The organism is Vibrio japonicus (assembly GCF_024582835.1).
In the GTDB taxonomy this organism is placed as follows: Bacteria; Pseudomonadota; Gammaproteobacteria; order Enterobacterales; family Vibrionaceae; genus Vibrio; species Vibrio japonicus.
Map to the genome: position 1 here is coordinate 1,876,041 of NZ_CP102096.1, position 23,524 is coordinate 1,899,564.

Below are 23,524 nucleotides of genomic sequence, written 5' to 3' on the forward strand. Positions count from 1 at the left end.
TCAATTAAATGAAATTCTGTTAACTGCTAAATATATCGGATATAGAGACCAAAGCTATAGGCATAGAGCTAAAAAATGTGTGGCTCACGCCATAATCGCATGAATCTCGTCATCAATTTTTATCTTCGATTAAAAAAGCCTCACACGTTGGTGAGGCTTTGATATCGGTATCAATAAACGATTAGTAGTAATCGCGGATCAAAACTTCGGCAATTTGTACCGCATTGGTTGCCGCGCCTTTGCGTACGTTATCGGCAACTACCCACAGGTTAATACCGCTGTGGTGGCTAATGTCGTTTCGGATTCGGCCAACCATTACTGTATCTTTTCCACCTGCATCGCGAACTTGTGTTGGGAAGTCTTCACCATGGAACACTTCCACACCTTCTGTTTGCTCTAAAAGATGCGTCACTTCCTGAGCATCAATCGGCGCGCGGGTTTCTACGTGAACTGCTTCGGCGTGACCATAAAAAACAGGGACGCGAACACAAGTCGGGTTCACTGTGATTGACGGATCATTGAAGATTTTTTGTGTTTCCCAAACCATCTTCATTTCTTCTTTGGTGTAACCGTTTTCCATAAATTTATCGATTTGTGGAATACAGTTGAACGCGATCTGCTGAGAAAACTCGTTCGTTTCGGCTGGTAGACCATTAAGAAGTTTCGCCGTTTGACCCGCAAGCTCATCAATACCTGATTTACCTGCACCTGATACAGACTGGTAAGTTGACACGTTAATACGCTCAATACCCACAGCATCGTGGATAGGTTTTAACGCCACCAACATCTGAATCGTTGAACAGTTTGGGTTAGCAATAATATTGCGGTTGCGGAATTCCGCAATCGCTTCGGGGTTCACTTCTGGCACAACCAATGGAATGTCATAGTCGTAACGGAAGTGCGAAGTGTTGTCGATAACGACCACACCTGATTCAGCTGCAATTGGTGCCCACTTCTCAGAGAGATCACCACCAGCAGAAAACAGGGCGATATGCACTTGAGACCAATCGAAGTTTTCTACGTTTTCAACTTTTACTGTTTTACCGTTGAAGCGATAAGTTTTACCTTCACTACGCTCACTCGCCAGCAGGTACAGATTACCCACAGGGAATTTACGTTCTTGAAGAACTTCCAAAATAGTTTCACCGACCGCACCGGTCGCACCTAAAACGGCAACGTTAAATTGTTGGCTCATTGACTTACCTCAACCTGAAAACCTAATTTTGCCAGTGGCGAGAGATTACAAGACTCGTCCCCTACTAGCGTGACAGCACTATACTCGCGGCGATCCCAGTAGTTTTTACGCATCAGGTCAAAGGAACCTGGCTTACTGATTTCACGGCGGAACAATGCGTCATCTCTACGCACATCATAGATGAGCTGCGTGATATTGTGCAGTGTCGCTTCATCCCACTCTCTGTCAAGCACCAACTTAGGTACGGGTGCTGTCGGGAGTAGCTCACTGGCATGCGCATTTAATTTGTTATTTAAGAACTCACAGTAACTATTGAAAATCATCGTTGTACCACGAGCTTTCCCTTCAAGGCCGTAGCCCGCAACATGAGGGGTGGCGAATGCTAGCAGAGGCAGAAGCTCCATATCAACCTCTGGCTCAAATTCAAATACGTCTAACGCTGCGGTAAAGCCGTCATTTTTCATCAACCTTGCTTTCAGTGCCGCGTTATCGACGATAGGGCCGCGTGCAGCGTTGATCAGTATTTGATCACCACGAAGATTGTTTAGACGCTCTTCATTAAACAAGTGGTGCGTTGGATGCTCTCCATCGCGAGTGATCGGTGTGTGGAGCGTAATAATATCGGCTTGCTCCACCAAGGTATCAAGCGGTGTAAAATGACGGCTATCACCTTGTTCTTGTTTAGGTGGATCATTAATCAACACCTTAATACCGATGCCTTCCAGACACTGTTGCAGATAACTCCCCACTTGGCCTGCACCGATAATGCCGACGGTCTTGTCAAACACGGAAAAGCCATGCTGTTGAGCAAGTACCATCATTACACTGAACGCGTATTCTGCAACACCGACCTTGTTACAACCCGGAGCGGCGGTAAAGAAGATGCCTTTTTCTTTCAAAAGCGCTTGGTCTACGTGGTCCATTCCCGCAGTTGCCGTACCGACAAATTTCAATTTGTTCGCATTAGCAATCAGTTCTGCGTTGACTTTAGTGACGGAGCGAATCATCAAGGCATCAACATCAACTAAGTCGTCAGCAGTCAGCGTGCGACCCGATTTAAGAACAACGTCACCAAGTTGGCTAAATAATTGTTCGGCATAAGGCATATTTTCGTCGATTAGGATTTTCATGGCGTGAATGTAAGACTTACCTGTCGTTTCTTATGAAATTGAGAATAAAAGCGATTGTGCAGAAAAGTAGAGAGCCTGTCGAGACAAACACAGCTCGCAAAGAAAAATGCCCGGCATATAGCCGGGCAAAGTTCCAGAACTTAAGGATTCTAACCCGCTCTCCATGGGTCAGACTCTGCGTCTGTGCGACTAATCTACTTTGAGTTAGTCCGCTCTGGAAATTATTTAGCCAAGTTTGATCTCGGCAAATTCAATTAACCTTGATACTTTTTGATGACTAGCGTTGCGTTAGTGCCACCAAAACCAAAGCTGTTTGACATAACAGTGTTCAATTCTGCATCACGCTTTTCAGTCACGATATCCAGACCTTTCGCTGCTTCGTCCAGATTCTCGATATTAATGCTTGGTGCAATGAAGCCGTTGTCTAGCATCAGCGTTGAGTAGATTGCTTCGTGAACGCCAGCTGCACCTAGAGCGTGACCAGTCATCGCTTTCGTTGCAGAAATTGCTGGGCTGTTTTCGCCAAATAGCTGTTGAATGGCACCTAGCTCTTTCACGTCACCAACCGGCGTTGATGTACCGTGAGTATTTACGTAATCGATGCTGTCAACGTCTTGCATCGCCATCTTCATACAACGAACCGCACCTTCACCAGATGGTGCTACCATGTCGTAGCCGTCAGATGTCGCGCCGTAGCCTACGATCTCACCGTAGATTTTCGCGCCACGAGCCAATGCGTGCTCAAGCTCTTCAACAACCATCATGCCGCCACCGCCAGAGATAACGAAACCGTCACGGTCTGCATCGTAAGTACGTGATGCTTTTTCTGGTGTGTCGTTGTATTTGGTTGATAGTGCGCCCATCGCATCAAACATCATTGTTTGAGACCAATCTAGCTCTTCACCACCACCAGCAAATACGATGTCTTGTTTACCCAGTTGGATAAGTTCCATTGCGTGACCAATACAGTGTGCAGACGTTGCACATGCAGAGCTCATTGAGTAGTTCACGCCACGGATTTTAAATGGTGTTGCCAAACAAGCAGAAACCGTTGAAGACATAGTACGAGGAACCATGTAAGGGCCCACGCGTTTTACGCCTTTCTCACGCATAGTGTCAGTTGCAACAGTTTGGTTTAGCGCCGAAGCACCACCTGAACCTGCTACGATACCTGTACGATCGTTAGACACTTGCTCTTCAGTTAAGCCAGCGTCTGCAATGGCTTGTTCCATAGATAGGTATGCATACGCCGCCGCATCACCCATAAAGCGCATCTGTTTACGGTCAATGTGTTCTGCTGGGTTGATTTTTAGATCACCCCAAACCTGAGAACGAAGACCTTTCTCTTTAAACTGCTCAGAAGCAGTAATACCAGATTTACCTTCTTTTAGAGACGCTAAAACTTCTTCGACGTTGTTACCGATACTTGAAACAATACCCATACCGGTGATTACGACACGTTTCATTATGACATTCCTATAATTCTAAGTTCCGCTAGATAATAACTAAGTTACCGCACAAAAGTGGTCAGCTTTCCCATAAATCCGTACAATCACTCCCAGTTTATCGCTCTAATCACACAAATTCTGACATTATGACTTCGATTACCAATGCACAACTTGGCTGGAATGACGCCGGAACACCCGTTTCTGATCAGTTTGATGACGTCTATTTCTCAAACGTAAACGGCTTAGAAGAAACGCGTTATGTCTTTCTTGGCCAAAATCATCTCCCACAGAGATGGCAAGATTATGACGACCGCCGTTTTGTTATTGGAGAAACTGGCTTTGGTACTGGATTAAACTTTCTCGCGGTTTGGCAATGGTTCAATCAGTTTAGACAAGAAAACCCTGACGCCGCGTTAAAAGAACTGCATTTCGTCAGCTTTGAAAAATACCCACTGAGTAAAGAAGACTTAATTAAAGCGCATCAAGCATGGCCAGAACTGGCTGAGTACGCGCAAAAACTGCAGCAGCACTACCCTATCGCTGTACCTGAATGTCATCGAATTGTGTTGGAAGATGGCGCGGTGACGCTGGATCTTTGGTTTGGTGACATCAAAGATTGCATGCCGAAAGTGCCAGTGGCTGAGCAAGGTATCATTGATGCTTGGTTCCTTGATGGATTCGCACCAAGCAAAAACCCTGAAATGTGGAACCAAGAGCTGTTTAACGGTATGGCAAAACTGGCCAAGGTTGACTGCACGTGCGCGACGTTTACCGCAGCAGGGTTTGTGCGTCGCGGTTTGATTGAAGCCGGATTCGAGATGAAAAAGGTCAAAGGCTTTGGTACCAAACGTGACATGATCGCGGGCGCCTTGAAAGAGCGTCACGCTCAAGGGAACTTTAAGCCTTGGTTTGCGCGTACAGGCAGCGCTTCAACAGAATCTATCGCCATTGTGGGTGGCGGCATTGCCAGCGCAACATTGGCGAAAACTCTTGTACGTCGCGGAAAACAGGTAACCTTATATTGCCAAGACGAACAAGCTGCACAAGGCGCATCAGGTAATCGCCAAGGCGCGGTGTATCCCCTGCTTAACGGCTCGCACAGCAATGTATCTCGTGTTTTTGCCCCAGCATTTTTGTTTGCTCGCCAGTTCGTTGAGCAGGCAGCTGAGTCTATCGAGTTTGACCATGATTGGTGCGGCGTAACCCAGCTTATGTGGGATGACAAGTCGCAAGCCAAGTTAGAAAAGATGCTTGAAGGTAACTTTGCCGACGAGCTGGTCACTAAACTGAGCGTTGAAGAAACCAGTCAAAAAATTGGCTTACCTATTGACCAAGCGAGCGTCCACTACCCTTTAGGCGGTTGGTTGTGTCCTGCTCAGCTGACACAGGGACTGATCGCATCACTGGAACAAAGTCCGTTGTTCACTGCGAAATTCAATAGCCAAGTTGAGCTGCTGCAATGGGATGAAGAGAAACAGCAATGGACGGTAACAATTGGTGAGCAACACTTTGTCCACGATACCGTCGTTATCGCTAATGGCCATCAGTTTGGCGACATCGCCCAAGCCGCAGATATTCCATTAGGTCAAGTGAAAGGCCAGGTCAGCCATATCCCGACAACCGATACACTTAGCCAGCTCAAAACCGTACTTTGTTACGATGGTTACATGACGCCGATGAATCCAAACAACGGCCAGCACTGTATTGGTGCAAGTTATGACCGCAGCCATCTCGATTACGAATTTGACCCAGCGGCTCAACAAGACAATGGCGACAAACTTCGCAAATGCGTCCCAAACCAAGCTTGGCCGGAGCAAGTCGACACGTCAGGGAATCAATCTCGTCAAGGCATCCGCTGCGTGAGCCGAGATCACTTGCCTTTCGTTGGCAATGTTGGGGATCTGGAAGAGACAAAACAAGCATACCAAGACTTGCAAAAGACCAAAGAGCAAGACGCTGTACAAGTACCGCACTATCCAAATCTGTTCTGCATGCTTGGCTTAGGATCTCGAGGTTTGAGTTCTTCACCTCTATTGGCCGAAACGTTGGCGTCACAAATCTGTGGCGACCCGCTACCGCTGCCAGTTGATGTTCTGGAACAGCTTCATCCAAGCCGAATGTGGGTGCGTAAGCTACGTAAAGGCAAGGCTATTACTGAGCTGTAAGCGACAAAGCAAAGAAACAGTAAACATAAACAATAAAAAACGCCTCCGAGTTTGGAGGCGTTTTCTTTAATATTTATAGGGTGTTGGAGTTACGCTTGGTTAGCAAGGTAAGTCCAAAGGTCATTCACAATGGTGCGGTCTGCAGGGCTAAGCTCAGAGCGTGCCTGATCGAGGCTAGACTGAATGCGAGTTTTCAGCTCGTCAATATCGTTAAGACCTTCTTCTTCGCATGACGCAGCTGATAGGGAAATATGACCACGTAAGTAACCACCAGCAAAGAGTTCATCATCAGATGCAGTAGAAATTCGTGCATCAATCAGCTCAAGTAGCTTCTCTTCAAATTCAATAATCATTGTTGCTTTCGCCTAAATCAGTTTGCGTTTTTAAATCAGAGCCGAGCTTCTCATATTGCTTTTGTTAACGCAAACACTCTTGGTTCATTTAACTTCAAACTGCTCGAAACTCAGTTCGGCGATTTGGTAATGATCTCTTAACGCGTCAGAAAGCAATTTTACGCGCAGTGGTAGACCTTGCTGAAAAATACTCTCGACCTCTTTATGCACTTTATCCATAAAGGCCAAACGGTCAGGCTCAAAATCGCCATTTAAGTTGTCACAACTGACCGTAAACGGGAAACCCGCACTCATTGACAAGATCCACTCATACGCCTGCGGTCTAATTTCGACTTTTTCAAACTCCGCTTGAACTTGCTCGGTGCGACCATCCGGCTCATACCAATAGCCAAAATCTTCCAACAACCTACGCTTTGGACCTGCAACACACCAGTGGGCGATCTCATGCAGCGCTGACGCGTAAAAACCACGAGCGAAAACTATTCGGTGGTATGGCGTTGTGTCATCTGCAGGAAGATAGATAGGTTCATCCTCGCCCAATTCCAGCTTAGTGTTATAGCCGCAAAGGAAGGTGTCATTAAAAATCTTTATCAGGTCTTGGTACGCGTGCGTCATGATATGTTATCGAAAGCTTATATACTGCGCGGGCATTCTCGCTATTTTCATCGACGAATGCAAATTTGAACGCACTAGTCGTAACATTAGAAATATTTATGAGTAAAACGTTTTCGTCATCACAAAATCTCATTCGTCATAGATCACATTTCCGACTACACTCACGAACTTATTTATATGATACCCCCGCCTTATATCGGCGTCACAAATAGAGATATTTCTATGCTGCTGAGTGTTTTGTACATCATTGGTATCACGGCAGAAGCCATGACAGGAGCTTTAAGTGCCGGACGTCGAAAAATGGACTGGTTTGGCGTCATGCTAGTCGCAAGTGCTACGGCTATCGGCGGTGGTACCGTGCGTGATATTTTGTTAGGTCATTACCCATTAGGCTGGGTTGAGAATCCTGAATTTTTGGCGATTACATGTGTTGCCGGAGTACTGACCACGGGGTTAGCAAAATGGGTGATCAAATTAAGAAGCCTATTCATTACATTAGATGCGCTTGGCTTGATCGTATTTAGTATTATCGGTACTAAAGTTGCCCTAGGCATGGGGCTGCATCCTGGCATTTGTATGGTTTCAGCGCTGGTGACGGGCGTGTTTGGTGGCTTACTGCGTGACTTAATTTGTCGTCAGACTCCACTTGTTCTGCACGAAGAACTTTACGCGTCTATCGCTTTGATTGCATCCGGGCTTTACTTGGCATTGCTAGAGTTTAGTGTTAATGATGTCACAGCGACGATTAGTACATTGGTTGTCGGCTATATGCTTCGAATGGCCGCAGTGCGATTTAAATGGCGACTACCGTCATTCCATTTGGAAACGGAAAACTCAATCCACTGAGTCACCAAATAGATAAGTTCATAAAAAACGCCAATCAACCGATTGGCGTTTTTTGTTGTGCAATTAAATCTGCGGCGTTTCGGTTGCTACGCCATGGTTTTGACCACGGTGACGCAACAGATGATCCATCAATACAATGGCCAGCATTGCTTCAGCAATCGGTACTGCTCGGATCCCCACGCATGGATCGTGACGTCCTTTGGTGATCAACTGAGTTGGCTCGCCTTGTTTTGTGATGGTTTCACCCGGTACGGTAATACTGGATGTCGGCTTAAGCGCGATATTCGCAACGATGTCCTGCCCCGTAGAGATACCACCTAAAATACCACCAGCGTGGTTACTGCCAAAGCCATCTGGGCTTAGGGTATCACGGTGCTCACTGCCTTTTTGACTCACAACATCAAAACCGTCACCGATTTCGACCCCTTTCACCGCATTGATGCTCATCAACGCATGCGCAATATCGGCATCTAAACGATCAAAAACAGGTTCACCAAGGCCAACAGGCACATTGGTCGCAACAACTTGTAGTTTTGCGCCAATAGAATCGCCTTGTTTTTTAAGATCGCGGATCAATTGGTCAAACGCGTCCACTTTATCAACGTCTGGGCAGAAGAACGCATTGTTTTCAATTTCGTCCCAATCGACCTTATCGATCGACACATCACCCATTTGTGACAGGTAAGCGCGAATTTCTACGCCAAACTCCTGCTTAAGGTATTTCTTCGCAATCGAACCTGCCGCCACACGCATCGCCGTTTCACGAGCAGACGAACGGCCGCCGCCTCGGTAATCACGAATACCGTATTTTTGGTGGTAAGTGTAATCAGCGTGCCCTGGACGGAATTTATCTTTGATTTCTGAGTAATCTTTTGAGCGCTGGTCTGTATTTTCAATCAACAAACCAATCGAAGTACCTGTGGTTTTACCTTCAAATACGCCAGAAAGAATTTTCACTTCATCAGGTTCACGACGCTGAGTGGTATAACGAGAAGTACCCGGACGACGACGGTCCAGATCAATTTGAATATCCGCTTCTGTAATTTCTAAGCCCGGAGGACACCCATCGACGATACATCCTAGTGCGATACCGTGACTCTCCCCGAATGTCGTGACTCGGAAATGTTGTCCGATACTGTTTCCTGCCATTACTTCCTCAAGTTATGTTTGCCCGTAAATAGAGCTTTACACGTCAATTGTTCGTAATTTCATAGTGTCTTTATTACGGTTTGATGTAAACCCCTAAAGTGGAACTATTTTGCTTTCCTTTGAGAATAAAAAAACGCTAAGCCTTGCGACTTAGCGTTGTTGTTCATTCTGCTTTACGAGACTTTATCAGTCTTTGTAGATAGAGAATTCGTCTGCGTGCTCAAGCATTTGCTCACGTGTCAGCATGAATACGCCGTGGCCGCCGTTTTCAAACTCGATCCAAGTAAACGGAATGTGTGGGTATTGATCCATCATATGAACCATAGAGTTGCCCACTTCGCAGATAAGAATACCGTTATCAGTGAGGTAATCTGGCGCATTCGCTAAAATACGGCGCACAAGTTTCAACCCGTCAGTACCCGCAGCTAAACCTAGTTCTGGTTCGTGAGTAAACTCATCCGGTAGACTCTCCATATCTTCTTGGTCTACATACGGTGGGTTTGAAACGATCAGATTGTACTTCTCTTTTGGTAAGTCACGGAACAGATCAGAACGGATCGGGAACACTTGCTGCTCCATACCGTGATCTTGGATGTTCTGTTCTGCAACCTGAAGCGCGTCGGTTGAGATATCAATCGCGTCCACTTCTGCATCAGGGAAGGCGTGCGCACAAGCAATCGCAATACAACCGCTGCCTGTACATAGGTCCATAATGCGTGTTGGCTCTTCAACCAACCACGGTTGGAACTCAGCCTGAATAAGTTCACCAATTGGAGAACGCGGCACAAGTACGCGCTCATCAACGTAAAACTCCAGACCACAGAACCACGCTTTGTTGGTTAGATATGCGGTAGGCGTACGCTCATTAATGCGTTTTACTACACGCTCAACAATGCGCAAACGCTCACTGCTTGTCAGGCGAGAGTTCAAAACATGCGGAGGCACGTCGATTGGTAGGTACAGCGTAGGTAAGATAAGCTGTACGGCTTCATCCCATGCGTTATCAGTACCGTGACCATAAAATAGGTTCGCGGCGTTGAAACGGCTCACTGTCCAACGAATCATATCTTGAAGCGTGTGAAGTTCTGATACCGCTTCTTCTACAAAAATCTTATCCAAAATTGCCTCCGAAAAGCGCTACAATACTGCCAATAACATTTGATATACGTATTTATAAACCCGATGAGCAAAAAAAACACCGATATCGATGATGATTTCGCCCTTTTCAAGGATGCAGTACAAGGCGTAAAAAAGTTGCGACAGGATACCATAGTCCAGCAACCAAAAAGAAACACTAAGCAAAAAGAAATCAAGCGAGTTGCACGCGAAGCGAGCGATAGTGAGTTTTATTTTTCAGATGAGTTCGTTCCATTGTTAAGTGAGGATGGACCAACTCGCTACGCACGCGATGGTGTCTCTCAATACGAAGTGAAACGTTTAAGGCGCGGTGTTTACGTACCTGACGTATTTCTGGATATGCATGGGATGACGCAAGTGGAAGCGAAGCGAGAGCTCGGTGCAATGATCGCGTACTGCATAAAGAATGAGATTGCTTGTGCCTGCGTACAACATGGTATCGGTAAGCACATTCTCAAGCAAAAAACACCTCTTTGGCTTGCCCAACACCCTGACGTCCTGGCGTTCCACCAAGCCCCCCTAGAATTTGGTGGTGATGGCGCACTGCTGGTTCTGCTCTCTATTCCAGAGAAGTAATCAAAAGACGTTATTGACGTAGTTCTGGCGGTATAGGTAATTCTGATGCTTTAAGATTTGGCCTTTGTCCGCCACGTTTCCGATACTGCTTTAGCTGGAATACATAAGCCAACACTTGAGCCACAGCCGTAAACAGTCCATCTGGGATTTCTTGCTCTAACTCGGTGGAGTGGTATAACGCTCGAGCCAGCGGTGGAGCTGGGATCACATAGATATCATGTTCTCTGGCGACTTCCCGTATTTTCAGAGCCATGTGATCGGTGCCTTTCGCTACCACAATAGGCGCACGGTCTGAGTCTTGTTTGTATCGTAGTGCGACAGAGAAGTGCTCCGGGTTGGTGACGATAACGTCTGCCTGTGGGACCTCGGCCATCATTCGACGTTGGGCCGCTTCACGTTGCAGCATACGAATTCGACCTTTTACTTCTGGCTTACCTTCTGTTTCTTTGTATTCGTCTTTGACTTCCTGCTTAGTCATTTTGAGCTGATTCGCGTGTTGCCAAATTTGGAAAGGAATATCGATCGCCACCACAATCAACAGAGAACAACTAATCAAAAGAATAAAATTGAGCAAGATATCAAGCGCGTGGAATATGTTTTGCGGGTACACATCCATACTCAACTGAAACAAATCTTCCTTCGCGGCATTGATAAGGTAGAAAGCAACACCAGATACGAGCGTGACTTTCAAAATCGACTTGATTAACTCGACCCAGCTTTGCATACCCACCATCCGCTTTAAACCGCTTAACGGGTTCATCTTGGAAAGCTTTGGCATAGCCGCTTCAACGGAAAAACTTATCCCACCAACACCAGCCGCCCCAGCAACGGCCGCAACAAAGAGCGTGACAAGAATAAACAGCAAGGGGAGAAACAAATTAGTGAGCGTGCCAAGCGCAATGTCCATGAGCTTAACTTGATCAAAAATCTCTTCTCTTGAGAGAGTAAACAGGCGTTCCATGACGGTTGCGAGTGCACGAGCAAGGCTCTCGCCAAACCACATCAAGGCGACTGAACCTACTACGAGTACGGATACCGACGCTAATTCCTTTGACCTTGCAACCTGCCCTTTTTCTCTGGCCTGTTGCAAGCGCCTGGGCGTGGCGTCTTCGGTGCGTTCTTGACCGTCTGATTCTGCCAATTCCGTCTCCTAACTCAACAGTTTATGCGTACAAAGCGACAGATCTGTTGCTCACCCTGTAGCCAGAATAATTCGTAGTGATTGTACAAACCAGCCAGAATATACCAACACAACAACAAGCCTACGATAAGAGCAAAAGCGAAACCGAGTGAGAATATATTTAGCTGTGGCGCAGCACGTGTCATCACACCAAAAGAAAGGTTTATGGTTAAGAGCGCAATGATGCCTGATAGTGACATACTCAGTGCGACCTTAAACATAATCCCCAGCCATTGTGCAATTTCTTGAAAGTCTGCATTCGTCAACGAACCTGCGCCAATCGGTAACGACTTAAAGCTCATCACGACCAGCATGATCATTTTCAAATGTCCGTCAGTCGCCAAAAAGAACATCGTTGCTAAGAACATAAACAACTGACCAAGCAAAGGTGTATTTTGCCCATTCGCCGGGTCAACCATAGAAGCAAAACCCAAGCTCGATTGCATACCCAATATTTGACCAAGAATCACAAACGTCTGAATCATAAACTGAGTAATAGTGCCCATTGCGACACCGATAATGATCTGTTCAAGCAGAGTCATGAACCCTTCAAACGAAAGAAGTTCAATACTGTCAGGCACAGCAGGTATCACTGGCATGACCGCAAACGTGATCGCTAACCCCAAATACAGACGCACTCGCGTAGAGACAAAACGTGCGCCCGTCACGGACATAACCATTAACATCGCTGCGATTCGGGTGTACGGCCAGAAGTAATTGGCAAGCCAGTCAAGGATGAGGTTAGCCGGATACTCCATACGCTAATACAACACCTGAGGAAGACGCTCTATCATTGAGAAAAAGAACTCCATCATCATTTGCGTCATCCAGTGCGCAAACGCCATTAGCGCTAGCAGCGTCACAATCAAACGGGGTAAAAAGCTCAGCGTCTGTTCGTTAATAGAGGTTGCCGCTTGAAAAATAGCAACAATCAAACCGATTAAAAGGCTTGGAATGATGATGGCACACACCATGATCAACACCATCCACAAGGCATCTCTAAACAGTTCGACGAATATTTCAGGAGTCATGTTTTTCTCCCGCTACAAGGCAAAACTGCCGGCTAACGTCGACAATATGAGATTCCAACCGTCGACCAACACAAACAACATCAACTTGAATGGCAGCGAGACAATCATTGGAGACAGCATCATCATACCCATCGCCATCAGAACTGAGGCAACCACCAAGTCGATAATCAGAAAAGGCAAGAACAGCATAAAGCCAATCTGGAAAGCCGTTTTTAGCTCTGATGTAATAAATGCTGGGATCAGCACTGCCATTGAAACATCTTCTGGAGCGGTTGCAGTCGAACCCGATATATTAACGAATGTTTCCAGATCCTTAACGCGAGTCTGCTTTAGCATGAAGTCTTTCATTGGGGCCTGTGCCAAATCAAAGGCCTCTCGCGCACTGATCTGTTCATTAATGTAAGGCTGAATCGCTTCATCATTAATTTTGTTCAACACTGGCGACATAATGAAAAATGTGAGGAAAATTGAAATGCCAATGATGACTTGGTTCGACGGTGTTTGTTGCAGACCCATCGCCTGACGCAAAATCGACATCACCACCACGATTCGGGTAAATGACGTCATTAAAATGACCATCGCGGGTAAGAAACCCAGCATGGTCATTAAAGCGAGAATTTGTAAGTTTATGGAGTAATCTTCACTGCCATCCGGATTGGTGGTCATCGTCAGCGCCGGAATACCACCTCCTCCGCCAGTAATTGTCCCTGTCGATATTGTTCTCGCCGCCCCTTGCACATTCTCCATCGCAGAAACGGTAGCAGAACCAGACACACTTTCTGCAACTGGTGCGTCACCTTCAGACTGAGCGATACTGAACGTAGAAAAAAGAGAGATGCACAACGTCAATAATATCGCTGTTAAATGGCTAATTTTTATCATTCTTTTTTAACAGCTGAGTCAGTTGATTAGCAAATGGACTTTGCGATAACGAAGACTTATTCAGCTCCTCCTGAGATAGCGGTTTATCCAATTTCGAAATTAATTGGATTGACTGTGAGGTCACACCGACCAAAAATTGCTCTTCTCCGGCCTGAACAATCATGATGCGCTCTTTGGTGCCGACAGGGATCTGGCGAACCACACTTAGCCCTTGCTGATTCACCAAAGATGGAAATCTCATACGTTTCAGTAGCCAAGCCAAAAACAAGATGAAGGCAACAACAAACAAAAGCGACCCAAATGTGGTCGCCCAGTCGAGTTGGCTACCGGGCGCGGCGGCCCACGCCGAAGATGAGAAGAGTACCGATGAGTAAAGTAAGTACCCCTTAACGTTGTGAGCCATACTCTACCTTAGCTTTTTGATTCGTTCTGTTTGACTAATAACGTCAGTTAAACGAATACCAAACTTATCATTGACCACGACCACTTCACCATGAGCGATCAGTGTGCCATTGACCAGTACATCCAGAGATTCACCCGCAAGGCGTTCTAATTCAACAACGGAACCTTGGTTGAGCTGGAGAAGGTTGCGAATACTGATCTGAGAACGGCCAACTTCCATGGAAATAGTGACTGGAATATCCAAAATGGTATCCAGTTTACGGCGCTCATCATCAGAGATTGGTGAAGAAGTGTCTTTTAGCTCATCAAGCTGAGCTGACATCACCTCATCGACATCAATACTTGGTGCATTTGGATCTTCACCCAGTGCAGCTGCCCATTCGTCAGCCAGTTTTTGGTCGTCACTTGGTTCCATACTCATACCTACAATTCTTTATTAATCGTCGATATCGCCGTTGTCATCTTCTAATTCAGAAATGACATCTTTACTCAAAAAGGCAATATCGGTTTTAACCACATCTGGTCGTTTAATTTTTTCGGATACCTGTACTGCAAGGTTTTCCCCAGAACGGCCCATTTTCACTCTGAATGTCGGTAAATCTTCGACAAACATGATGGCGTTTTCTGGCATATTGATTGGGATAATGTCTCCCGGTTGCAGTTCCATAAGATCTCGCAGAGAAATATCCTGCTCTAGCAAGTTAACCCTGAAATTCACCGGCACATCCATAATTTCTTCGCGTAGTGCGGTACTCCAACGAACATCAGTTTCCATTTTGTCCGACTGAACACCCGCATCAAGCAGTTCACGGATCGGCTCAACCATTGAATACGGCATAACCACGTGGAAATCACCGCCGCCGCCATCCACTTCGATGTGGAACGAGCTCACAACAATCACTTCGGTCGGGCTAACGATGTTTGCCATGCTTGGGTTCACTTCAGAATCCAAATATTCAAACTCAACCCCCATTACTGGCGACCAAGATTCTTTGTAATCTTCAAAGACAATCTTAAGAAGAAGCTGAATAATTCTTCGTTCTGTTGGCGTAAATTCACGGCCTTCGATACGGGCATGGAATCGGCCATCCCCACCAAAGAAGTTCTCTACTAGAATAAACACCAAACGCGCTTCCATCGTGACAAGCGCCGTCCCTTTCAGTGGTCTGAAACGGACCATGTTTAAGCTGGTCGGCACGTACAGCGTATTTTGGTATTCACCAAACTTCATCATTTGCACGCCGTTGATCGAAACTTCCGCCGACTTTCTCAACATATTGAACAAGCTAATACGCAAATGACGAGCAAAACGTTCGTTGATCAATTCGAGGGTCGGCATGCGACCACGTACAATTCGATCCTGTGATGAGAAGTCGAAATCGACCGCAGTACTTGTGTCGACTTCGGTTTCTTCAACGTCGTCTACGTCATCTACGCCATGGAGTAACGCATCGATTTCATCTTGGCTTAATAGATCAGTCACAATTCACCTATTGAATGACAAAATCAGTAAACAAAACACGCTCGATAACAGGCTTGCCAACTGCGCGGCTTAAACTTGCTTTGATATCTTCTGTGGCTTTGTCGCGTAACTCTATACGACCATTTGCGCTGCGCAGCTGTTCAACTGTCGCTGACGCAAACGTACTAAGCAGTGAGCTCTCTATGAGCGGTGAGTGATGGCTCGCTAAGTTTTCATTGTCCGTACCACGAACCATCAGTTGTACTTTGATTTGTACAAGGCGATCGCGTTTGTCACCCGTTACGTTAAAAATAAATGGCTGGGGAATATTCACGTAAGCGACAGGTTCCGCAGGTGTGGCTACTTCTTGTTTTTCACTTTTTTGACTCGCTGAAGCGTCATCCGAGCCCATCAAGAAATAGGCTGCGCCGCCTCCACCAAGCAGAAGAACGACAACCGCGATAATAATAATTAGCTTACCTTTCCCTTTCGGCGCTTCTGTCTGAATTTCTTCGATTGCCATAACTTAACGTTCTCTTAATATTGGTAATTTCACAGTTTACGCGTAATAGCTAATTCCATCACGCTTTGTAGCGACATTCAAATCAAGATTGATGTCGGCTTCAAGGTTTTCTTCGCCAATACCTGACTGATTGCTGCTGCCTTGACCAGATTGGGACTGTTGGTTCGTCGCATATCGATTTTGCTGCTGATTTCCTGACTGTTGCTGAACCGATGTATCACCAAGTTGCACACCCTGCTGAGCAAGCATTTCGCGTAACCTAGGCATAGATTGCTCCAGTGCATCGCGTGCTTGTTGATTCGCAACGGTAAAGTGGACTGTCGCCCCATCGCCATTCATGTTCATGCGAATCTGCATTCTTCCCAGCTCTGGTGGGTCAAGGCGAATGTCTATGTTTTTCAGGTTTTTGGACAGCATCATCTGCACGCGTTCTGCGACTTCGTCGCTGGCCATCTCGCGACTCAGTTGCAATGGAATCTGAGTATTTGCTTGCTCGACTCTTGGCTGACCAGTTGTCGAGACACTCTGCTGAACACCCGCTGCCTGAGCAAGTTGATGAGCAAATGATGACTCACTCCCGCGTTCAGACTCTGGTTTCTCCGTAAATGCGCCTGCCAATGTAGCCGCGGCTTTAGCCCCCATTGCGGTTTTCAGTAATGCCTGTTCACTCGCGGCTGCCGTCACTGGCGCAGATACTGACGTATTAACCAATTGCGGAGTGACTGCTACATCTGGAGTCTCTGCCTGTAGCAAACTGCTCGCAGCATGACTTTGCGGCGTAACTTGAGTTGCATGAGCAGGCGTTGGCGATTGAGACGTAACCTGAACTGCTGCTGTCGAGGCCGATGGAGCTGCTTTGGACGCCACCTCCACAGAAGGCTGAGTTATGACTTCTTGTGAAGCACTCTCCACGTTATTTACCGCCCAAGGGATAGCTTGAGCGTTTGAATCCGTTTCCTGTTCATCATCGAGTTTTGCAACGCCACCTTGATCCGCATCTTTGCCCAGTTGAGTGGTCTTTACCGTTTGAGTCTCTGCTGGTTGTGGCGCTGCTATATCAAGTGTTTGTTCTTGCCCGGTCTTGTTTTTGACTTCAGTAGTTTCTTCATCCGAAAGCTGACGACTGGATTCCGTCATTTTTTCGTCGCTTAGATTGGACGATGCAGCAACAAGCGCCTGAGTGGTAATTTTAGCTTCAGACTCTGGTAGCGCTTCAGATGAAGTTTTATGTACAGCGTCAACCACGACGTCTTCACTCTGAATAAATCGTTTCGCAGATTCTGGAATTGAATCCGTCTCCGATGGGACTTCCGACCCTTTCACAGGAAGTTTGGCATTGTCTTTACCTTTCTCCCCATCGACTGTCTGCATTACGACTGGATCAGCGTCCGATTGCTGTGGCAAGGCTTTGCCGCTTTTAGGTTGAAGTGCGTTGTTTGCGTCATTCAGACGCTTAAGCACTTCTTGGCTGTCAGAAACAATAAGCTCCGCTTTGGATGCGCTTTGTTTCTCTGACTGACCTGCATCTGATTCGTCATTTAAAGGCTTGCTCTTAGCACTCTTCGCCAGCAACTCGTCAGTCGTACTTTCGCTGGCTTGAATATCGGATGGTTTTTCAGTGTCTTTAATTTTTGACTCTGTGCTTTTCGATTCTGCGTTTTCTGATTCAGAGATGGCTTCAGGACTGGCGTTTGTCGTTGCTACAAGCGGCTTGGGCTCTTCACCGCCACTGCCTTTGACCAACGCGACTAATTTGGATAGGAAACCTTCGGCAGGAGCCGCATCACCATCGACATTAACCTCTGCGTTTTCCCCAGCAGATTTCGTTACTTTAGGGTTATCAGTTGATACTGACGGGATGATGTTCATAGTCGAGTCACCTATGCAGGCCGAAAAACGCAGGCCGAAGAAAATGCACTATTGCTAAAACAAAAAGCGGGTTAGAAACGATTAATTGAAATGCAAAAAATAAGCCACAAAGCAGATGAGCAGATGATGCAATTAGAGGCTGGTCATACGACGTGCAAATTGAAGCGTAGCAAACTCGTCCATCTGCTTTTGCTCACGAGCACTTTCCCGCTGCGCCTGCTCTTTCTGCTTTTTCTCTATTAACCATTCATAAGAACGACGTTGCTTACGGCTTTCCAGCCAGTTTTGTTCGCAGCTCTCGACTTGGTTCTTAAAGTGACTTTCTGCTTGTTTCTGTTTAGCAAGCGTCTCATCAAGCGTGGTTAAAAATCGGTTTAGGTGACTGTATTGACTGGCCGTGAGACCTTGTTGGCCTCTATCAATTAATTGCTGACAATAGTCCAGGCGGTATTTTTCAATCTGCTGCAACTGTCGATAGTAGCCATCCAATTCTGAACGCGATTGCTCCAGCGCCAACGCAGCCTGATTTTCTCGCTCTTTCGCTTGTCCCAGAAGAAATTCGAGTGCGTTATCCATCGAGTATTATCCCCCCTGAAGTAAGCCGCGCAGCATATTGACACACATGTCATAGGGCACGCTTTCTTTCATCGTTTGCTGCAAATAGGTGTCTAGTTTTGGCTTTAGCGTGAACGCCCCATCAATGGCTGGGTCGGTACCAGGTCTGTACGCACCAATAGATACCAAGTCCTGATTTTTTCGACAAACGGACAGCACCTGACGAACGGCTTTTGACATTAGGACATGCTCTTCATTCGTAATTTGTGGCATGACACGGCTCACTGACTTCTCAACATCAATCGCAGGGTAATGGCCCGCGTCCGCCATTTCACGCGATAGCACAATATGGCCGTCCAGTATGGCGCGCGACGCGTCTGCAATCGGATCTTGCAAGTCATCGCCTTCTGTCAGTACGGTAAAAAATGCGGTAATCGAGCCTTGGCCAGCACTGCCGTTACCTGCCCTTTCAACCAAAGCGGGCAATTTCGCAAAAACGGAAGGTGGATAACCTTTGGTTGCAGGCGGCTCACCGACTGACAAAGCAATCTCACGCTGAGCCTGAGCAAATCGAGTGAGTGAATCCATAAGCAGTAAGACATCCAGGCCTTGATCGCGAAAATATTCCGCAATGGTCAGCGCTGTTTGACAACCTTTAAGTCGCATAAGCGGGGAAGCATCGGCTGGCGCAGCAACGACAACCGATCGTTGACGACCATCGACACCCAGAATTTCATCGATGAACTCTTTCACTTCGCGTCCACGTTCACCAATCAATCCAACGACAACAACTTGCGCAGTCGTTCCGCGAGTCATCATACCCAATGTGACCGATTTACCCACACCCGAACCGGCAAACAGACCAATACGCTGACCTTTACCGACCGTCAGTAAACCATTGATGGCTTTTATCCCGACATCCAGCGGCTCAGAGATGGGTTTACGCGCTAGCGGGTTTATAGGCACGGAATTGAATGATGCACGTTTTTCGGTATAGATTTCACCAAGGCCATCCAGCGGATTACCAACCCCATCAATCACGCGCCCAAGTAATTCCATACCAACAGGTAAGCCCGCTTCGCTTGTTAATGGCGTGACTTTAGCTCCAGGCAAAACACCCGTAATTTGCTCGCTTGGCATCAAAAAGAGGTTTTCACCGGAAAAGCCGACCACTTCTGCTTCCATTTCTCCGTGCATGGTTTCCACCTTACACAGACTACCGATAGGCGCTCTACATCCGGTCGCTTCAAGCGTTAAACCAACAACACGCACTAACTTGCCTGACGCCACAGGTCGACATGTTAATCCATTGGTTTTGTATTGGGACAGGCGCTCGGCTAGAGGTAGCACTACTCACCACCTTGGTGACGATTCACCCCACAAAAACTTTGGATCACGCTTCGAATGCGATCTTCCATCCGATAGTTCACGCTGGATTCCCCAGCTTCAATCTGAACATCTCCTCGATTTAACGCAGGTTCGCTCATCAGCGTCCAGTTTCTAAACTCGATTTCGTTTTCGCCATACGAAGAGCGAATGATCTCCACATCGTCTGGGTGCAGTTTAAGCGTGATCGCGTGCCCTGAAATTGGTAACGACTCGACGGATTCTTTAATGGTGTCAAGAATGACCTGAGGATTGGTTTGCACTTCAACATGCACCACCTCTTTGACAAGGGTGAGCACCATATCGACAAGTTGCTTTTCAACCTGAGCATTCATTAGCTCTAAGGGCTGGGCAAATTGGTTGGCTAAAGTGATAAAGGTTTGAACCTGTTGCTGAATAAACTCTTGCCCAGCGGCAACCCCTTCCAGCTTGCCTGATTCGAGTCCTTCTTGATGCCCTTCTTGTAATCCTTGCTCTTTGCCTTTTTCGTAGCCTTGATTAAAGCCCGCTTCTTGACCTTGGTGAAGTCCTTCCTGATACGCCTGCTGCTTAATCAGTTCGATCTCTTCTTCCGTCAGCTGCGCGGGTACGTCTTCAACTTTTTCACTTAATTCAGGCATCCAGCTTGGGTCGTAGTTCATCGCAGTTTGTTTCGCCTTCGAATGAGTATCCGCCGTGTAATCCGGCATACCCCAGCGCTCTGCTTTCTGAACCACTTCATCGTCTTCTAAACGCAAAAAACCGCGTTTTCTTTCCATCGACAACTTTCTTTCGACCGACATAGACACCCTACTTAATGGCTAAAATTACAAGAATTCATCTGCGCCGCCGCTTAGCATAATCTCTCCAGAGTCAGCCATGCGACGAGCAATCGAGAGGATTTCTTTCTGAGCCGCTTCCACATCAGACACTTTGATCGGTGGCATCGCCTCTAGATCGTCACGCATCATTTCAGCCGCACGTTTAGACATGTTCTTGAAGATCTTATCGCGAAGCGCATCATCAGCGCCTTTAAGTGCACGCTGAAGAACATCTTGAGGCACGTCACGCAATAGTTTCTGAATACCCTGATCGTCCAGCTCAACAAGGTTTTCGAACACGAACATAAGGTCTTGAATCTGAGTCGCCATATCTTCATCTTGATCGCGAATCTGATCCATCAAGATACCTTCGACATTGTTGTCCATGTAGTTCATGATTTCAGCAGCGGCTTTCAGACCACCAATCTTGGCGGCTTGCGCACCAGCCTGACCAGCGAACTGTTTCTCCATGATTTCGTTCAGCTCAGCTAATGCCGATGGTTGAACCTCTTCTAAGTTTGCAATTCGCATCATGAGATCCAAGCGATCACGCTCAGCAAATTGAGACAAGATTTCTGCAGACTGATCAGGGTCAAGATACGAGAGTACAATCGTCTGAATCTGAGGGTGCTCGTTAATGATAATGCTGGCCACCTGACGTGGGTCCATCCATTTCAAAGAGTCCAGACCCTTAGAGCCTGTACCAAGCAGGATCTGGTCAACAAGGTTGTTGGCTTTGTCTTCACCTAGTGCGGCAACCAGTGCATTACGCATGAAGTCTTCGCTGCCCATACCAATATTGGTGTATTTCTGAATATCTTCTAAGAAGGCTCTGTGGACTGCGCCCACTTTTTCTTGGCTCAAATCTTTTGCTCGCGCCATAGCACTACCTACGCGCTGAACTTGTTTGGGCTCTAGGTGGCGAATAATTCCTGCCGCATCTTCTTCGTTTAGGCTCAACAGAAGAATGGCCGCACGCTCTGAGCCTTGTATCGTGGATATGTCGACAGTGTTTGTCACCATTTCACCGTTTTGATCTTGAGGGACTATGTCGTTAGGCATCGTCTTGCATCCAATTCTTAACGACTTGCGCTGCAAGCTCTGGTTCATTCGCTACCAGAGCACGAACTGCTTTCAGTACGTCTTCATCTTTATGCAGATTAGGCAAGTCGATGGTTGATCCGATTTCGAATAGCTCGCCGCCATCCAAGTCACTTCCAATTAAGCTGGTCTCACCGTCTGCACCGATAGGCAGTCCGTCTGGACCATATAGCTCTTTCCCATCCTCATCAGAGGCCGGATTAAGCAGTTTCTTCATCGCAGGTCGGACTAATACCAACACGACAACAATAATAACCAGAGCGCTGGCGAACCATCGTATCCAATCGTTGAAATTTGGATGCTCCCAAATTGGCGCGTCTTGTAAGGTTTGCACTTCAGGCTCAGCAAACTGCATGCTAAGCACGTTAAGTAAATCGCCACGAGCTTGGTTGAAACCTACTGCGCCTATCAACACCTGACGAATGGACGCTAAGTCGGCCTCCGCGAGCGGCTGGTACGTGGTTGCACCGGTTTCTGGATTTACAATCGCTCGGTTCTTAATCGCAACCGCAACGGTCTGGCGATTGACCACACCCGTTTGACGGCGTTCATGGCTGATCGTCGTGTCTAATTCGTAATTTCGAGTCGCTTCTTTGTGGACAGAACCTTGGCCCAGTGTTGTGCCATCTTTCATCTGTGCCACATCTTGTGGAATCGATGCGTCGGCAGGTGGCTGATTACTTAATGCGCCTGGCACACCCGCAATCACGCTGCCATTGTTGTAATCTTCGAGCGTGTACTCACTACGGGTCGAGGGGGTGTTAGGATCAAAACGCTTTCGAGTTTGTTCGATAGCACTAAAGTCCAGTTCGATATCCACCTGAGCGGTGTAATTACCAAAACCTAGAATCGGGATAAGTACGGAGTCGATTTTATCGCGTAACGCCTGTTCTTGTTTACGCTCTAATTCGTGCTCTTTTCGGCGAGCCGCAGACGCTGCATCTTGGCTACCTGAACTGAGCAGTCGTCCATGTTGGTCGGTGACCGTTATACGATTTGGCTTCATGCCCGGAACGGCACTCGCCACCATATCAACGATAGAGTCCACTTCTTCCTGTTTTAAATTCGCACCTGTATTCAATGTTAGGAATACCGAAGCAGACGCTTCTTGATTATGGCGAACAAAAACACTCTGCTTAGGCAAAGCCAATAACACGCGAGCTTTCCTCACCTGCTTCATCGCTTCTATCGCTTTAGATAGCTGACGTTCACGGCTGAGCTTTAAACGCTCTTGTTCAAGACGTTGAGAAACACCAAAGCCCATATCCTGAAGAAGAATATCGTCACCCGCTTGTTTCTCTTGATTTAGCCCAGCTCGAACCATATCCAGTTTGAGCGTGTTGTACTCATTGGCAGGTACTAGAATGGTGTTGCCATCGAGTTTGTAGTCGAGCTTTTGTTGATCTAAGTAATCGAGAACAGGGATAAGTTCTTCTGTTTCGTACGCACCTAATGGGCGCATTTCGGGCTCTTTTACCCAGAAAAACAGCATGACAATGAGCGCAACACAAATAGAAATAGACAGCACAAGGACGATCTGACGGACGAGATCCAAGTCTCCTACCGCCATATCCAATTTAGAACTGCTTTTCTCATCCAGATCAGGATTTTGAACACCTGAATTCAGGTCAGATGTTGCCAGCATTGTATCACTGGTTCCGCCTTCAGAAAGGGCTAGATCTGTTGATTGATTTTGCTCTGCCACAGACTCCACCTATC

The 23,524-nt window shown here is 46.9% G+C and carries 24 protein-coding genes; 3 read left to right on the plus strand and 21 right to left on the minus strand.

The features are described 5' to 3' along the window. Positions 1 to 181: 181 nt before the first annotated feature. The 3 genes from NP165_RS08850 to fabB all read right to left on the minus strand — a co-directional run bounded on the left by NP165_RS08850 (position 182) and on the right by fabB (position 3,791). On the minus strand, positions 182 to 1,195 hold the full coding sequence (locus NP165_RS08850) for an aspartate-semialdehyde dehydrogenase (protein ID WP_257083611.1): 1,014 nt from the start codon (positions 1,193 to 1,195) through the stop codon (positions 182 to 184). Next, complete coding sequence (locus NP165_RS08855; protein ID WP_257083612.1) at positions 1,192 to 2,325, minus strand: 4-phosphoerythronate dehydrogenase; 1,134 nt, start codon at positions 2,323 to 2,325, stop codon at positions 1,192 to 1,194. The genes NP165_RS08850 and NP165_RS08855 overlap by 4 nt, the downstream gene beginning before the upstream one ends. A 254-nt stretch (positions 2,326 to 2,579) precedes the next feature. Continuing rightward, a complete protein-coding gene (fabB, locus tag NP165_RS08860; RefSeq protein WP_257083613.1) occupies positions 2,580 to 3,791 on the minus strand; it encodes a beta-ketoacyl-ACP synthase I in 1,212 nt (403 codons plus the stop codon). Between the two features lie 128 nt (positions 3,792 to 3,919). On the opposite strand from fabB, the gene mnmC reads away from it, so the two are divergent. Continuing rightward, positions 3,920 to 5,938, plus strand: coding sequence for a bifunctional tRNA (5-methylaminomethyl-2-thiouridine)(34)-methyltransferase MnmC2/FAD-dependent 5-carboxymethylaminomethyl-2-thiouridine(34) oxidoreductase MnmC1 (mnmC, locus tag NP165_RS08865; protein ID WP_257083614.1), 2,019 nt, complete (start codon positions 3,920 to 3,922; stop codon positions 5,936 to 5,938). An 89-nt stretch (positions 5,939 to 6,027) separates the two neighbouring features. On the opposite strand, the gene NP165_RS08870 is transcribed toward mnmC, so the two are convergent. Both NP165_RS08870 and NP165_RS08875 read right to left on the minus strand, forming a co-directional pair. Then, the gene (locus tag NP165_RS08870) at positions 6,028 to 6,291 is read right to left on the minus strand and encodes a YfcL family protein (protein ID WP_257083615.1); all 264 of its coding nucleotides are present in this window, start codon (positions 6,289 to 6,291) and stop codon (positions 6,028 to 6,030) included. An 84-nt stretch (positions 6,292 to 6,375) separates the two neighbouring features. Next, positions 6,376 to 6,906, minus strand: a complete 531-nt coding sequence (locus NP165_RS08875) for an elongation factor P hydroxylase (protein ID WP_257083616.1) — start codon at positions 6,904 to 6,906, stop codon at positions 6,376 to 6,378. Between the two features lie 222 nt (positions 6,907 to 7,128). On the opposite strand from NP165_RS08875, the gene NP165_RS08880 reads away from it, so the two are divergent. Next, a complete protein-coding gene (locus NP165_RS08880; protein ID WP_257083617.1) occupies positions 7,129 to 7,752 on the plus strand; it encodes a trimeric intracellular cation channel family protein in 624 nt (207 codons plus the stop codon). A gap of 63 nt (positions 7,753 to 7,815) precedes the next feature. On the opposite strand, the gene aroC is transcribed toward NP165_RS08880, so the two are convergent. Further along, a complete protein-coding gene (aroC, locus tag NP165_RS08885) occupies positions 7,816 to 8,901 on the minus strand; it encodes a chorismate synthase (RefSeq protein WP_257083618.1) in 1,086 nt (361 codons plus the stop codon). Between the two features lie 186 nt (positions 8,902 to 9,087). After that, positions 9,088 to 10,020 carry a 50S ribosomal protein L3 N(5)-glutamine methyltransferase gene (gene prmB / locus NP165_RS08890; protein ID WP_257083619.1) on the minus strand — a complete coding sequence of 311 codons (933 nt, stop codon included), beginning with the start codon at positions 10,018 to 10,020 and terminating at the stop codon, positions 9,088 to 9,090. A gap of 63 nt (positions 10,021 to 10,083) precedes the next feature. Between prmB and smrB the strand changes: the two genes are divergently transcribed. Continuing rightward, a complete protein-coding gene (gene smrB / locus NP165_RS08895) occupies positions 10,084 to 10,614 on the plus strand; it encodes an endonuclease SmrB (RefSeq protein WP_257083620.1) in 531 nt (176 codons plus the stop codon). A gap of 10 nt (positions 10,615 to 10,624) precedes the next feature. Here smrB and flhB read toward each other — a convergent pair whose 3' ends face one another. From flhB to fliF, 14 genes are all read right to left on the minus strand, one after another. Beyond that, on the minus strand, positions 10,625 to 11,755 hold the full coding sequence (flhB, locus tag NP165_RS08900; protein WP_257083621.1) for a flagellar biosynthesis protein FlhB: 1,131 nt from the start codon (positions 11,753 to 11,755) through the stop codon (positions 10,625 to 10,627). A 14-nt stretch (positions 11,756 to 11,769) separates the two neighbouring features. Beyond that, a complete protein-coding gene (gene fliR / locus NP165_RS08905) occupies positions 11,770 to 12,552 on the minus strand; it encodes a flagellar biosynthetic protein FliR (protein ID WP_257083622.1) in 783 nt (260 codons plus the stop codon). A gap of 3 nt (positions 12,553 to 12,555) precedes the next feature. Next, on the minus strand, positions 12,556 to 12,825 hold the full coding sequence (fliQ, locus tag NP165_RS08910) for a flagellar biosynthesis protein FliQ (RefSeq protein WP_257083623.1): 270 nt from the start codon (positions 12,823 to 12,825) through the stop codon (positions 12,556 to 12,558). Positions 12,826 to 12,837: 12 nt separating this feature from the next. Next, positions 12,838 to 13,707, minus strand: coding sequence for a flagellar type III secretion system pore protein FliP (gene fliP, locus NP165_RS08915; protein WP_257083624.1), 870 nt, complete (start codon positions 13,705 to 13,707; stop codon positions 12,838 to 12,840). Beyond that, a complete protein-coding gene (fliO, locus tag NP165_RS08920; RefSeq protein WP_257083625.1) occupies positions 13,694 to 14,110 on the minus strand; it encodes a flagellar biosynthetic protein FliO in 417 nt (138 codons plus the stop codon). The genes fliP and fliO overlap by 14 nt, the downstream gene beginning before the upstream one ends. A 3-nt stretch (positions 14,111 to 14,113) precedes the next feature. After that, the gene (gene fliN / locus NP165_RS08925; protein ID WP_257085574.1) at positions 14,114 to 14,524 is read right to left on the minus strand and encodes a flagellar motor switch protein FliN; all 411 of its coding nucleotides are present in this window, start codon (positions 14,522 to 14,524) and stop codon (positions 14,114 to 14,116) included. A gap of 21 nt (positions 14,525 to 14,545) precedes the next feature. Then, on the minus strand, positions 14,546 to 15,592 hold the full coding sequence (gene fliM / locus NP165_RS08930; RefSeq protein ID WP_257083626.1) for a flagellar motor switch protein FliM: 1,047 nt from the start codon (positions 15,590 to 15,592) through the stop codon (positions 14,546 to 14,548). A gap of 7 nt (positions 15,593 to 15,599) precedes the next feature. Further along, positions 15,600 to 16,094 (minus strand): flagellar basal body-associated protein FliL, encoded by a 495-nt coding sequence (fliL, locus tag NP165_RS08935; protein ID WP_257083627.1) that lies wholly within the window; start codon positions 16,092 to 16,094, stop codon positions 15,600 to 15,602. A 36-nt stretch (positions 16,095 to 16,130) separates the two neighbouring features. After that, the gene (locus NP165_RS08940) at positions 16,131 to 17,963 is read right to left on the minus strand and encodes a flagellar hook-length control protein FliK (protein ID WP_257083628.1); all 1,833 of its coding nucleotides are present in this window, start codon (positions 17,961 to 17,963) and stop codon (positions 16,131 to 16,133) included. A 132-nt stretch (positions 17,964 to 18,095) separates the two neighbouring features. Then, on the minus strand, positions 18,096 to 18,539 hold the full coding sequence (gene fliJ, locus NP165_RS08945; RefSeq protein WP_257083629.1) for a flagellar export protein FliJ: 444 nt from the start codon (positions 18,537 to 18,539) through the stop codon (positions 18,096 to 18,098). A gap of 6 nt (positions 18,540 to 18,545) precedes the next feature. Then, positions 18,546 to 19,868 (minus strand): flagellar protein export ATPase FliI, encoded by a 1,323-nt coding sequence (fliI, locus tag NP165_RS08950; RefSeq protein WP_257083630.1) that lies wholly within the window; start codon positions 19,866 to 19,868, stop codon positions 18,546 to 18,548. Beyond that, complete coding sequence (gene fliH, locus NP165_RS08955; protein WP_257085575.1) at positions 19,868 to 20,668, minus strand: flagellar assembly protein FliH; 801 nt, start codon at positions 20,666 to 20,668, stop codon at positions 19,868 to 19,870. Before fliH ends, fliI begins: the two co-directional genes overlap by 1 nt. Positions 20,669 to 20,710: 42 nt before the next feature. Next, positions 20,711 to 21,766 (minus strand): flagellar motor switch protein FliG, encoded by a 1,056-nt coding sequence (gene fliG / locus NP165_RS08960; RefSeq protein WP_257083631.1) that lies wholly within the window; start codon positions 21,764 to 21,766, stop codon positions 20,711 to 20,713. Continuing rightward, positions 21,759 to 23,510 carry a flagellar basal-body MS-ring/collar protein FliF gene (fliF, locus tag NP165_RS08965; protein ID WP_257083632.1) on the minus strand — a complete coding sequence of 584 codons (1,752 nt, stop codon included), beginning with the start codon at positions 23,508 to 23,510 and terminating at the stop codon, positions 21,759 to 21,761. Before fliF ends, fliG begins: the two co-directional genes overlap by 8 nt. Positions 23,511 to 23,524 lie beyond the last annotated feature (14 nt).

Bases quoted from the DNA above. Each gene is read 5' to 3' on its own strand.
- NP165_RS08850 (WP_257083611.1), bottom strand. From the start codon at position 1,195: ATGAGCCAACAATTTAACGTTGCCGTTTTAGGTGCGACCGGTGCGGTC.
- NP165_RS08855 (WP_257083612.1), bottom strand. From the start codon at position 2,325: ATGAAAATCCTAATCGACGAAAATATGCCTTATGCCGAACAATTATTT.
- fabB (WP_257083613.1), bottom strand. From the start codon at position 3,791: ATGAAACGTGTCGTAATCACCGGTATGGGTATTGTTTCAAGTATCGGT.
- mnmC (WP_257083614.1), top strand. From the start codon at position 3,920: ATGACTTCGATTACCAATGCACAACTTGGCTGGAATGACGCCGGAACA.
- NP165_RS08870 (WP_257083615.1), bottom strand. From the start codon at position 6,291: ATGATTATTGAATTTGAAGAGAAGCTACTTGAGCTGATTGATGCACGA.
- NP165_RS08875 (WP_257083616.1), bottom strand. From the start codon at position 6,906: ATGACGCACGCGTACCAAGACCTGATAAAGATTTTTAATGACACCTTC.
- NP165_RS08880 (WP_257083617.1), top strand. From the start codon at position 7,129: ATGCTGCTGAGTGTTTTGTACATCATTGGTATCACGGCAGAAGCCATG.
- aroC (WP_257083618.1), bottom strand. From the start codon at position 8,901: ATGGCAGGAAACAGTATCGGACAACATTTCCGAGTCACGACATTCGGG.
- smrB (WP_257083620.1), top strand. From the start codon at position 10,084: ATGAGCAAAAAAAACACCGATATCGATGATGATTTCGCCCTTTTCAAG.
- fliR (WP_257083622.1), bottom strand. From the start codon at position 12,552: ATGGAGTATCCGGCTAACCTCATCCTTGACTGGCTTGCCAATTACTTC.
- fliQ (WP_257083623.1), bottom strand. From the start codon at position 12,825: ATGACTCCTGAAATATTCGTCGAACTGTTTAGAGATGCCTTGTGGATG.
- fliP (WP_257083624.1), bottom strand. From the start codon at position 13,707: ATGATAAAAATTAGCCATTTAACAGCGATATTATTGACGTTGTGCATC.
- fliO (WP_257083625.1), bottom strand. From the start codon at position 14,110: ATGGCTCACAACGTTAAGGGGTACTTACTTTACTCATCGGTACTCTTC.
- fliN (WP_257085574.1), bottom strand. From the start codon at position 14,524: ATGGAACCAAGTGACGACCAAAAACTGGCTGACGAATGGGCAGCTGCA.
- fliL (WP_257083627.1), bottom strand. From the start codon at position 16,094: ATGGCAATCGAAGAAATTCAGACAGAAGCGCCGAAAGGGAAAGGTAAG.
- NP165_RS08940 (WP_257083628.1), bottom strand. From the start codon at position 17,963: ATGAACATCATCCCGTCAGTATCAACTGATAACCCTAAAGTAACGAAA.
- fliJ (WP_257083629.1), bottom strand. From the start codon at position 18,539: ATGGATAACGCACTCGAATTTCTTCTGGGACAAGCGAAAGAGCGAGAA.
- fliG (WP_257083631.1), bottom strand. From the start codon at position 21,766: ATGCCTAACGACATAGTCCCTCAAGATCAAAACGGTGAAATGGTGACA.